At 47.1% G+C, this 12475-nt stretch carries 11 protein-coding genes and 1 pseudogene; all 12 read left to right on the top strand.

Annotation, left to right across the window (positions count from 1 at the left end):
• Positions 1-12: 12 nt before the first annotated feature.
• Positions 13-531, top strand: coding sequence for a ribosome maturation factor RimM (rimM, locus tag EGV91_RS11350; protein ID WP_135503806.1), 519 nt, complete (start codon positions 13-15; stop codon positions 529-531).
• A complete protein-coding gene (trmD, locus tag EGV91_RS11355) occupies positions 528-1265 on the top strand; it encodes a tRNA (guanosine(37)-N1)-methyltransferase TrmD (protein WP_135503808.1) in 738 nt (245 codons plus the stop codon). The genes rimM and trmD overlap by 4 nt, the downstream gene beginning before the upstream one ends.
• A gap of 124 nt (positions 1266-1389) precedes the next feature.
• Positions 1390-1734, top strand: a complete 345-nt coding sequence (gene rplS / locus EGV91_RS11360) for a 50S ribosomal protein L19 (RefSeq protein WP_135503810.1) — start codon at positions 1390-1392, stop codon at positions 1732-1734.
• Positions 1735-2040: 306 nt separating this feature from the next.
• Complete coding sequence (gene lepB, locus EGV91_RS11365; RefSeq protein ID WP_135503812.1) at positions 2041-2598, top strand: signal peptidase I; 558 nt, start codon at positions 2041-2043, stop codon at positions 2596-2598.
• 11 nt (positions 2599-2609) lie between these two features.
• A complete protein-coding gene (gene ylqF, locus EGV91_RS11370; protein ID WP_135503815.1) occupies positions 2610-3476 on the top strand; it encodes a ribosome biogenesis GTPase YlqF in 867 nt (288 codons plus the stop codon).
• A 92-nt stretch (positions 3477-3568) separates the two neighbouring features.
• On the top strand, positions 3569-4348 hold the full coding sequence (locus EGV91_RS11375) for a ribonuclease HII (protein WP_135503817.1): 780 nt from the start codon (positions 3569-3571) through the stop codon (positions 4346-4348).
• Positions 4349-4477: 129 nt separating this feature from the next.
• Positions 4478-5638: an ADP-forming succinate--CoA ligase subunit beta gene (sucC, locus tag EGV91_RS11380; protein WP_135503819.1), complete on the top strand. Its 1161-nt coding sequence runs from the start codon at positions 4478-4480 to the stop codon at positions 5636-5638.
• A 17-nt stretch (positions 5639-5655) separates the two neighbouring features.
• A complete protein-coding gene (sucD, locus tag EGV91_RS11385) occupies positions 5656-6558 on the top strand; it encodes a succinate--CoA ligase subunit alpha (protein ID WP_135503821.1) in 903 nt (300 codons plus the stop codon).
• Positions 6559-6701: 143 nt separating this feature from the next.
• Positions 6702-7516, top strand: a pseudogene (gene dprA / locus EGV91_RS11390) (DNA-processing protein DprA).
• Positions 7517-8096: 580 nt separating this feature from the next.
• Positions 8097-10166 carry a type I DNA topoisomerase gene (gene topA, locus EGV91_RS11395; protein ID WP_135503822.1) on the top strand — a complete coding sequence of 690 codons (2070 nt, stop codon included), beginning with the start codon at positions 8097-8099 and terminating at the stop codon, positions 10164-10166.
• 19 nt (positions 10167-10185) lie between these two features.
• A complete protein-coding gene (trmFO, locus tag EGV91_RS11400; protein WP_135503824.1) occupies positions 10186-11496 on the top strand; it encodes an FADH(2)-oxidizing methylenetetrahydrofolate--tRNA-(uracil(54)-C(5))-methyltransferase TrmFO in 1311 nt (436 codons plus the stop codon).
• A gap of 69 nt (positions 11497-11565) precedes the next feature.
• Positions 11566-12459 carry a tyrosine recombinase XerC gene (xerC, locus tag EGV91_RS11405; RefSeq protein WP_135503826.1) on the top strand — a complete coding sequence of 298 codons (894 nt, stop codon included), beginning with the start codon at positions 11566-11568 and terminating at the stop codon, positions 12457-12459.
• Positions 12460-12475 lie beyond the last annotated feature (16 nt).

The raw sequence follows: 12475 nt of genomic DNA on the forward strand, positions 1-12475 counted from the left end.
ATGTTTTATTGCGTGGAATGGTTTAATGTAGGAAAAATAGTCAACACTCACGGCATCCTTGGAGAAGTCCGTGTATTGTCACGTACGGATTTTCCGGAAGAGCGGTTTGCCGTCGGCATGAAACTGGGCTTGTTCAAGAAAAACGAAAAGAAACCGATTATGGTGACAATCGCCAGCCATCGGAAGCACAAAAATTTTGAATTGCTGACATTCGAAGGCTATCCGCACATCAATGATGTCGCAGAATTCAAAGACAGCTATCTGCGCATTTCAGAAAACGATTTAACGGAACTTGAAGACAACGCATATTACCACCATGAAATTCTTGGCTGTGAAGTGTATTCGACAGAAGGCGAGCTCATTGGCAAGGTAACCGAGATCCTGGAGACAGGAGCGAATGATGTATGGGAAGTGACGCCGGAAGCTGGCAAAAAACACTATATCCCGTATATCGAAGATGTCGTCAAAGAAATCGACATAGATGAAAAGAAAATCGTCATCGAAGTGCTGGAAGGCTTGTTGAACACATGAATATAAATGTCATTTCGCTCTTTCCGCCTATGTTCGAAGGGGTCTTCAACCAATCGATCATGAAAAAAGCCCAAGACAAAAATGCGGTCAAGCTGAACGTCGTGGATCTTCGGGAATTTGCCGACAATAAACGCCAGGTCGATGATTATCCTTTTGGCGGCGGAGCGGGCATGGTACTGAAACCCGAACCGATGTTCAATGCTGTCGAGTCGCTCGTCACGGACAAAAAGCCGCGCGTGATCTTAATGTGCCCACAAGGCGAACGCTTTACGCAGAAAAAAGCCGAAGAGCTTGCGCAGGAAGAAGAGTTGATCTTTATCTGCGGCCATTACGAAGGATACGATGAACGGATCCGGGAACATCTGGTGACAGATGAGATTTCCATCGGAGACTTTGTCCTCACCGGTGGCGAACTTGCCGCGATGACTGTCATTGACAGTGTCGTCAGGCTGCTTCCAGGGGTCCTTGGGAACGCTGACTCCTCTATCAAAGACTCATTCTCTACTGGCATGCTCGAACATCCCCAGTATACCCGTCCAGCTGATTTCAGAGGTTGGCAGGTGCCTGCTGTGTTGACTTCTGGAAACCATGGGAAAGTCGATCAATGGCGCGAAGAGCAGGCGTTGAAACGCACGCTTGAACGACGGCCGGATCTGCTTGAGCACATCCAGCTGACAAAGCAGCAGCAGAAGATTATCGATTCATTGAAAAACACCAGCAACAATCAAGAATAGACCTTGCATAACTGCTTGTTTAGTGATACCATGGAGTCTGTACTTTTATGTGAAGTACAGGATCACGGTGTTCCGCTGCAGCAGCAATTGTGTGCAAGAGCATCTGTAGAAGGAGAGAAAAAACATGCAAAACATTATTGCAGACATTACTAAAGATCAACTTCGTACAGACCACCCGGACTTCCGTCCAGGAGATACTGTCCGTGTACACGTGAAGGTCGTTGAGGGAACTCGCGAACGGATCCAGTTATACGAAGGAGTTGTAATCGGTCGCCGTGGAGGCGGAATCAGTGAATCATTCACAGTCCGCAAAATCTCTTATGGTGTTGGTGTTGAACGTACATTCCCTGTACACACGCCAAAGATTGCACAACTTGAAGTTACCCGCCGTGGTAAAGTTCGTCGTGCGAAATTGTACTACTTGCGTAACCTTCGCGGTAAAGCAGCACGCATCAAAGAAATTCGATAAGATTGCACTGATGAAAGAGGGCGAATGCGCCCTCTTTCTTTTTTGCGTAAAAAAAGAGTGCAGATCGTTAAACATTTAGCGTCGCATGACTTGTTGCCGGGGCTAAACGGGCACTTCCACTTTTCTATGTGTCCAGTTGCAGTGCCCAGCCCCTCGAGTCGCTTCAGCCTGTCCAGCAATGGCAAAGAGCGCCATTACCGGCCAGGCCTCCAGCGCTTGTCGGGGCTAAACGGGCACACCCGCTTTTCTTTGCTTAAGGCTTGGAATGTTGTACAATTACAGTAGAATGTTTGGGGAGGAACGCGCATGGAACGTGAAGTTAAACAGAAGAATGAGGTTTGGGAATGGTCAAAGGCGCTGTTGATTGCGTTCGGGCTTGCGGCAATTATTCGTGTTTTCTTTTTTACTCCAATTGTAGTGGATGGCGAATCAATGATGCCGACCTTGGAGCATGGCGACCGTATGATTGTCAACAAAATCGGCTATTCGGTAGGAGAGCCTGACCGATTCGATATCATCGTTTTTCATGCGCCTGAAGAAAAAGATTATATTAAGCGGATCATTGGCTTGCCGGGAGATCACATCGCTTATGAAAATGATCAGCTGTTTATTAATGGGCAAGCGGTGGAAGAGCCTTATTTGGATATTTACAAAGAAGGCATCACCGGCACATTGACAGAGGATTTTACGCTTGAAGAAAAAATCAATGAGAGTACGATACCTGAAGGTTATGTTTTCGTTATGGGAGACAACCGGAGAGCAAGCAAAGACAGCCGGCATATTGGTATAGTGCCAATGGATGACGTCATCGGTAATACGAGTTTCGTATTTTGGCCGATGGAAGAAGCAGGGCTCGTTAACTAAGGAGTGTTTTTATGACGATACAATGGTTTCCAGGGCATATGGCCAAAGCAAGAAGAGAAGTAACGGAAAAACTGAAGCTGGTCGACATCATTTTTGAACTGGTGGATGCCCGTCTTCCTTTATCCTCGCGCAATCCAATGATTGATCAAGTGATCCAGCACAAACCCCGGCTGATCATTTTGAACAAAATGGACATGGCCGATGAAACAGAAACAAAGAAATGGATCCGCTATTTCGAAGGGCAGGGTACACGTGCAGTTGCAATTAATTCCCTAGAAGGAAGAGGGCTGCAGGCGGTGACGAAAGCTTCGAAGGAAATTCTCGAAGACAAATGGAGCCGCATGATCGCCAAGGGCATTAAGCCGCGTGCCATCCGCGCAATGATTGTCGGCATTCCGAACGTTGGGAAGTCCACGCTGATCAACCGGCTGTCGAAAAAAAGCTTGGCTAAAACAGGAAACATGCCTGGAGTGACCAAAGCACAGCAATGGATAAAAGTCGGCAAGGAAATCGAACTTTTGGATACGCCGGGTATTTTGTGGCCGAAATTCGAAGATCAGGAAATCGGCTTTAAGCTGGCGGTGACGGGAGCGATTAAAGACTCTGTCATCCAAATGCAGGAGCTGGCGATTTACGCATTGAAATTCCTTGAACAACGGTATCCCGAGCGGCTGAAAGAGCGCTACGGCATTGATGGCGTGGATGATGAAATCGTCAATACTTTTGACGCGATCGGCAAAAGACGCAGTTTCGTATCACCGGACGGCGAAGTGGATTACGAAATGACCGCTGAGGCGATTGTCCGTGATATCCGCAATCAATACTTAGGGCGGGTCACGTTCGATTACCGTGACGAAATGATTGTCAAAGAAGAATGACGCTAAGGGCTGATTCCGTGAAACTGGGGTCAGCCCTTTTTTATTGCCCGCAGTTATTTGGTGTAGAAACAGCAAGAGAAAGGGAGAGGCTTATGCTGACAAGTGAAGCAATCAAAAAGCGGCTGGCGGCGGAAACCGACTGGCAGCCGTGGATGGACGAATTGCAGGAAGATGGACGGAAGTCAGTACAGGCCGCGTTGAAAAGCTGGCAGCGGAAAAAAGGGCTGCACGACAAATTATGGTTTGAACACGACGGGAAAATGTCATTTGACCAATCGTTCAAAGCGGATCCTGGCGAACGGGTCTGTGGAATTGACGAAGCGGGGCGGGGGCCGCTCGCTGGCCCAGTCGTAACGGCAGCTGTCATATTGCCGGACGACTGCAGCGCGCTGATCGGGCTGGACGACTCGAAGAAAATTCCGGCAGCCAAACGCAGGCTATTAGCGCAGCTCATCAAAGAGCAGGCTATTAGCTATGCTATACATATTCAGCCGCCTGAGAAAATCGATGAATTGAATATCTATCAGGCGACAAAGCAATCGATGTCTCAAGCCGCCATGAACCTTGATCCGGCACCTGACATCATATTGGCTGACGCGATGTCGCTGGACATCGGCATTCGCTGCGAATCCATTATTAAAGGCGATGCAAAAAGCCTGAGCATCGCCGCTGCATCGATTCTGGCTAAAACGGCGCGGGACGCCATCATGGACGATTACGCGGAATTGTTTCCGTCTTACGGTTTTGAAAAGCATTCAGGCTACGGCACAAAAGACCATCTTCTCGCACTGGAACGTGTCGGCCCCTGTCCCATCCACCGAAAAACGTTTGAGCCAATAAAATCGATGAATGCAGATAAAAACGCTGAATAGCACCGGAAATGCGTGAATATTTGAAGTTTTTTGCAGTATAGCCGACAACTGTGGACATTTTATGGCAACTTTAATACAATGGTAAAGGCAATAAAATTACGATACAGATGTTTGATTGGAGGACGAAAGATGAATATCCATGAATATCAGGGAAAACAGATCCTAAAACAATATGGAGTAGCAGTTCCTGAAGGCTATGTTGCTTTTTCTCCGGAAGAAGCTGTCAAAGCTGCAAAAGAACTTGGTACTGAAGTTGTTGTGGTGAAAGCCCAGATCCACGCAGGTGGCCGCGGGAAAGCAGGCGGCGTTAAGCTTGCTAAGAACTTGGATGAAGTGCGCGCTTATGCGAAAGAGCTTCTTGGAAAAGTGCTCGTTACACATCAGACTGGTCCTGAAGGCAAAGAAATTAAACGCCTGTATATCGAAGCAGGAAGCAGCATCGAAAAAGAATACTACCTTGGATTGGTTCTTGACCGCGAAACTTCACGTGTAACTCTTATGGGTTCTGAAGAAGGCGGAATGGACATCGAGGAAGTAGCAGCAAACAATCCGGAGCGCCTCTTCTACGAAGAAATCGACCCGGTTGTCGGCTTGACTGGCTTCCAGGCCCGCCGCATGGCTTACAACATGAACATCCCGACCAAACTTGTCAACAAAGCAGCTAAATTGATGTTGGGCCTTTACCAGGCGTACATCGAAAAAGATGCAGCAATCGTTGAGATTAATCCTTTGGTTGTTACAGGAGACGGACAAGTAGTAGCATTGGATGCGAAATTCAACTTCGATGCAAATGCTCTTTACCGCCACCAGGACATCATGGAAATGCGCGACTACGATGAAGAAGATCCAAAAGAAATCGAAGCTTCCAAGTATGACTTGAGCTACATTTCTTTAGACGGGAACATCGGCTGTATGGTTAACGGCGCCGGACTTGCTATGGCAACTATGGACACGATCAACTATTACGGCGGAACACCCGCTAACTTCCTTGACGTTGGGGGCGGTGCGACCGCTGAGAAAGTAACGGAAGCATTCAAGATCATTCTTTCTGATAAGAATGTAAAAGGGATCTTCGTTAACATTTTCGGCGGAATCATGAAGTGTGACATCATTGCTGAAGGCGTTATTCAAGCAGCAAAAGAAGTCAGCTTGAGCGTACCTCTAGTTGTTCGTCTTGAAGGAACAAACGTTGAACTTGGCAAAAAACTGCTGAACGAATCAGGTCTTGATATCGTCGCTGCCGGCACTATGGCAGAAGGCGCTAAAAAGATCGTAGAACTTGTAGGCTAAGAAGGGCAGGGACAAAAATGAGCGTATATATTAATAAAGACACGAAAGTGCTTGTACAAGGAATTACAGGGTCAACTGCCCTTTTCCATACAAAGCAAATGTTAGAATATGGCACTAAAATCGTTGCTGGGGTAACTCCTGGCAAAGGCGGCACTGAAGTTGAAGGCGTACCTGTATTCAACACAGTTGAAGATGCTGTCAAAGCGACAGGAGCAAACGTTTCTGTAATTTATGTACCGGCTCCTTTTGCTGCCGATGCAATTCTTGAAGCGGTTGAAGCTGAACTTGATATGGCGATCTGCATCACTGAACACATTCCGGTTTTGGATATGGTTAAAGTGAAACGCTATATGGAAGGCAAGAAAACTCGCCTAGTAGGACCGAACTGCCCTGGAGTCATCACTCCGGACGAGTGCAAAATCGGGATCATGCCTGGCTACATCCATAAAAAAGGACATGTTGGCGTTGTTTCACGCTCAGGTACTTTGACGTATGAAGCGACACACCAATTGTCTCAAGAAGGCATCGGCCAATCGACTGCTGTGGGAATCGGCGGAGATCCGGTCAACGGAACAAACTTCATCGATGTCTTGAAAGAATTCAATGAAGACGAAGATACTTACGCGGTCGTCATGATCGGTGAAATCGGCGGAACAGCTGAAGAAGAAGCTGCTGCGTGGGTTAAAGAAAACATGACAAAACCGGTTGTCGGCTTTATCGGCGGACAAACGGCTCCTGAAGGAAAACGCATGGGCCACGCTGGCGCCATCATTTCTGGAGGAAAAGGGACTGCTGCTGACAAGATCAAAGCAATGAACGCTGCTGGGATCCAAGTTGCAGAAACTCCATCTGTAATCGGCGAAACTTTAATCCGAGTCATTAAAGAAAATGGCTTGTATGATCGCTGCAAAACACATTAATATAAGAGTAAGGCGCATCAAGCTGATGCGCCTTCTTTTTTTACTGAAATTTGAGGAGGAATGGAATGGACAAATTGTTTGTGCAAAGATTGAACGCATTGCATTATGTGTATCCAAAACCGTTGAACCGGCTGTCAAAACTGATGGCAGATGACGAAGAGCTTGAGAAGCTGAGCCGCAGAAGCGTCTTGGAACTCGCATTTTTGCTGAATGTGAAAGAACAGCAAGCGCATGATTTGAAAAAAGCCTATACAGAAGCGCTCGATATCCCTTTTGAAAGCCTCTACCGAAAATACAAGATAACCCCCATATCTTTTCTCCATCCGCATTACCCCAAATCATTGCTGGAACTGATCGATCCTCCAGCCATCCTATACGCTAAAGGCCGAACAGAACTGCTGCTCGTGCCGCAAAAGATAGCCGTAATTGGCTCGCGCAAGGCTTCATCCTATTCCCGCAAAGCAATGGACACAATATTGCCCGTTTTAACCCAGCATGAATTTTTAATTGTCAGCGGCTTGGCAAAAGGGGCCGATGCAATGGCCCACGAAATTGCCATAAATTCAGGCGGTGAGACAATTGCAGTCGCTGGCAGCGGATTTTGCATCCGTATCCAAAAGAAAACATGGCACTGAATATTATAATAGAAGAAAAATTTTTATCAATTACGGAATATCCACCCTATATGCAGCCGAAACGCTGGAATTTCCCGATGCGCAACCGGATTATCAGCGGCTTGTCTTGCGGCGTCCTGGTTACGGAAGCGCAAGTGAAAAGCGGGACGCTGAGCACGATTGAGCACGCCCTTGACCACGGCAAGGACGTTTTCGCGGTGCCGGGAGATATCTTTTCGGGTTTGTCAGAGGGACCGCATAAACTTATCTCAGAAGGCGCAAAACCGGTATGGAACGGCGATCAGATTCTGGATGAATACCGGCAATTGAGAGCTGAAAAATAATTCAGTAAAATGAAAAGCCTTGCAATCCGGTAAAATCTGTTATACATTTTGCAACAGGTAATTCTTTTATATAAGTTGAGCTAATAAGTAACTTATTGAGCACCGCTCAAGACGCTTTGGGCAGAGCAAAGACGATTGCTCCTGCGCAAGCTCGTCGCAAAGGAGTCGCCAAAAGTACCTGGCACCTCCTTGGCTCTCGCAAAAAAGCCAGGCAAAGAACGCCTGTCTTTCTGCAAAAACCTTCTGCTTCTGCATCGCTTCGCTAGCTTCGAAGCAAAGGAAATGGTCCAAATTTCATTTGGCCATTTCCTTGCCTAGCCCTTTGCCGCGCTTTCGCTGGATAAGCTCTTTAGGAATAAAATAAGCTTTTTTGGATCTGTTATTTTCTGGATACGGAGCAAAAGTGCCGAGACGCCTGCGGGATAGCGAGACAGCCGAGACCCCGGAAGAAGCGAAGCGACTGAGGAGGCCCGGCGCTCGCCCGCGGCAAGCGAGGCAGTTTTGCGCAGTATCAACAGCATGAATCCTAAGTTCAACTTATTTAGATAATTTTAAGAAACCTCTATGAGGAGGAATAGTCATGTCGGATTTTTTGGTCATAGTCGAGTCGCCAGCAAAGGCGAAAACAATTGAACGCTATTTAGGTAAAAAGTACAAAGTCCGGGCATCGCTCGGCCATCTGCGTGATTTGCCCCGAAGCCAAATGGGTGTGGATGTTGAAAATAATTACGAACCCCGCTATATTACGATCCGGGGAAAAGGGCCTATTTTGCAAGACTTGAAAAAAGAAGCGAAAAAAGCGAAAAAAGTCTTTCTTGCAGCTGACCCGGATCGCGAAGGTGAAGCGATTGCTTGGCATTTGGCGACTGCGCTGGGTGTCGACCAGGACTCGGATTGCCGAGTCGTGTTCAACGAAATTACGAAAGATGCGATCAAAGAGTCATTTAAACATCCGCGAAAAATCGATATGGATTTAGTGGATGCCCAGCAGGCACGGCGTATACTTGACCGCTTAGTCGGTTATAGCATCAGCCCGCTGCTTTGGAAAAAAGTCAAAAAAGGCTTATCGGCCGGCCGCGTGCAATCTGTCGCGCTTCGTTTGGTCATCGACCGTGAAAACGAAATCAAGAATTTTGAACCCGAAGAATATTGGTCGATTACGGGTGAATTCGAAAAAGCGAAAAAGAAATTCGAAGCCCAGTTCTACGGCACTACAAAAGAGAAGTTGAAATTGCAGAACGAAGAAGATGTCAAAGCTGTAATGGCTACCATCAAAGGCGAGGACTTCAATGTAAACCGCGTTGTTAAAAAGGAAAGAAAGAGAAATCCTTCCCCTTCTTTTACAACTTCATCCCTTCAGCAAGAGGCTGCCCGCAAATTGAATTTCCGTGCGAAAAAAACGATGATGCTTGCCCAACAGTTGTACGAAGGTATTGCAGTAGGCAAAGAAGGCATTACGGGTTTGATCACTTATATGCGTACAGACTCAACCCGAATTTCGGATACGGCTAAAAAAGACGCGCTGGATTTCATCAATAGCAATTATGGCAACGATTACGCGACGAAGACAACTGCGGCTAAGCAATCGGCGAAGTCGCAGGACGCCCACGAAGCGGTGCGCCCGACAAGCGTCATGCGCACACCGGAATCGATGAAAAGCATTTTGTCGCGTGACTTGCACCGCTTGTACAAATTGATCTGGGATCGTTTTGTCGCAAGCCAAATGTCTCCGGCAGTCCTGGATACGGTCATGGCCGAACTGCAGAACGGCGAGGCGGTATTCCGCGCAAACGGTTCGCAGGTGAAGTTCCCTGGATTCATGAAGCTTTATATTGAAGGAACTGATGACCAGACGGAAGACAAAGACAATATTTTGCCTGAAATGGCGGAAGGTGATATTGTAAAAGCTGTCGGCATTGAGCCGAAGCAGCATTTCACACAGCCGCCTCCACGCTTTACTGAAGCCCGCCTGGTGCGCACGCTCGAAGAGTTGGGAATAGGCCGTCCATCAACATATGCACCTACGCTTGATACGATTCAAAAGCGTGGTTATGTAGCGCTTGATGCGAAACGTTTTATCCCGACGGAACTTGGTGAAATTGTTCACGCACTTGTACTCGAATTCTTCCCGGATATCTTGAATATCGAATTTACTGCCAAAATGGAACACGATCTGGACAGTGTTGAAGAAGGCGAAATCGATTGGCGGAAAATCATTGATGTGTTCTTCAAGGATTTTGAAAAACACGTTGAAGTGGCTGAAAATGAAATGGAGAAAGTGCAGATCAAAGATGAACCCGCTGGTGAAGATTGTGAACTTTGCGGATCGCCGATGGTTTATAAACTGGGGCGCTACGGTAAATTCATGGCATGCAGCAATTTCCCCGATTGCCGCAATACAAAGGCAATCGTAAAACATATCGGTGTAACTTGCCCGACGTGCAAAAAAGGTGAAATCGTTGAACGGAAGAGCAAAAAACGCCGTATATTCTATGGCTGCGACCGCTACCCGGAATGTGAATTTGTGTCATGGGATAAACCGATTGAACGGCCGTGCCCGAAATGCAGCGAGCTGCTGGTGGAGAAGAAAGTGAAAAAAGGCGTTCAAATCACTTGTACGAAATGCGATTATAAAGAAGAAGTTCAATAATTGATAGAGGTGTTTAGAAATGACAAAATACGTTAATATCATCGGTGCTGGCTTAGCTGGCAGTGAAGCAGCATGGCAAGTAGCTAAACGCGGCGTCAACGTGCGCCTGTACGAAATGCGTCCAGTTAAACAGACGCCAGCTCACCACACGGATAAATTTGCAGAATTGGTTTGCAGCAATTCATTGCGCGCCAATAATTTGACGAATGCTGTTGGTGTCATCAAAGAAGAAATGCGCACACTCGACTCGGTCATCATCGAGTCCGCAGATAAAGCATCTGTACCTGCTGGCGGGGCTTTGGCGGTTGACCGCCATGAATTTGCCGGCATGGTTACGGATAAAGTGCGCAATCACCCGCTCGTTGAAGTAATCAACGAAGAAGTGACCGAAATTCCGGAAGGCATTACGATTGTTGCGACGGGACCATTGACGTCTCCGGCAATGGCGGAAAAAATCCTTGAGTTGACTGGTCAGGAATACTTGTATTTTTATGATGCAGCGGCGCCGATTGTCGAAAAAGACAGCATTGATATGAATAAAGTCTTTTTGAAATCCCGCTACGACAAAGGGGAAGCAGCCTATTTGAACTGCCCGATGACTGAAGAAGAGTATATGCGCTTCCATACAGCATTGGTTGAAGCGGAAGTCGTGCCGTTGAAAGAATTCGAAAAAGAGATTTATTTTGAAGGATGCATGCCGGTTGAAGTGATGGCAGCTCGCGGCGATAAGACTTTGACATTCGGTCCGATGAAACCGGTTGGACTGGAAGACCCGAAAACAGGTGAACGACCATATGCGGTTGTTCAGCTTCGCCAAGATGATGCTGCTGGCACCCTTTATAACATCGTCGGCTTCCAGACGCATTTGAAATGGGGAGCACAAAAAGAAATCCTGAGAATGATCCCTGGCTTGGAAAATGTTGAAATCGTACGCTACGGCGTCATGCACAGAAATACATTCATCAACTCGCCGACTGTTTTAAAACCGACCTACCAGCTTCGTTCAAACCCGAGCATCTTTTTTGCAGGGCAGATGACAGGAGTCGAAGGATACGTTGAATCAGCGGGCAGCGGCTTGCTTGCAGGCATCAACGCTGCGAAACTGGCTCTAGGCGAGGAATTGATCGTCTTGCCGGCTGAAACGGCCTTGGGCAGCATGGCCCGCTATATTACAGAAGCAGACAGCAAGAACTTCCAGCCGATGAACGTTAACTTCGGTTTGTTCCCGGACCTTGGCGTCCGCATCAAATCGAAGCAGGAGCGCGCTGAAAGACACGCAGAACGGGCATTGGAATCGATTCGCAATTTTGTGAATATAGTAACTGTTTGATTGATAAAAGCCTCTAAATGTTGTTATAATTTAGAGGCTTTTGCATTGCAAAAAAAGGTGGCTTCATTAATGGATAAACGGGACATGCTGAAATCTTTTATGGCCTACATTCAACTGGAAAAAAATTATTCTGAGCACACTGTCCGCCATTATGAAAAAGATCTGGAAGATTTCTTTTTGTTTTTGGAAGGCGAAGATGCATCGGACCTGACGACGATCGAGTATTTGCATGCCAGAAATTATGTGACGAAATTATACGATGAGAAATTGTCGAGGACGACGATTTCGCGAAAAATCTCTTCGATCCGTTCGTTCTTCAAATACGGCAGCCGGGAATTCGGTTTGAGTGAAGCGGCGTTCCGCTCGCTGTACCACCCAAAAAAAGAAGAACGGCTGCCGCAGTTTTTCTATGAAGAAGAGCTGGAAGTTTTATTCCGAGCGGTGCAAGGCGATGATCATTTATCCTTGCGCAATATGGCGTTGCTTGAATTATTGTATGCAACCGGCATGCGCGTCGGCGAATGCGTATCGATTCAGATGAAGGATTTGGACCGAACGATGCACATTGTCAAAGTCATGGGTAAAGGGCGGAAAGAGCGTTATATCCCTTACGGCCAATTTGCCCATGATGCGTTGGAACATTATATCGAGGAAGTTCGTCCTAGACTGATGAAGAACCGGGATCATCAAGGATTATTCGTCAATAACAGAGGAGATGCGCTGACGGACCGCGGCGTCCGCCACATACTCAGCGAATGCATGAAAAAGGCGTCTGTCAACTCGGCGATTTATCCCCACATGATCCGCCATACGTTCGCCACGCATTTATTGAACAACGGGGCGGATATGAGGACGGTGCAAGAGCTGCTCGGGCATAGCCATTTGAGCTCGACTCAGGTTTATACGCATGTCACAAAAGAGCATTTAAGGAAGACGTATTTGAATAGCCATCCACGAGCTTGAAGAGGAGGACTTTGAA

Source organism: Planococcus koreensis, assembly GCF_004761975.1.
Classification (GTDB): Bacteria; Bacillota; Bacilli; order Bacillales_A; family Planococcaceae; genus Planococcus; species Planococcus koreensis.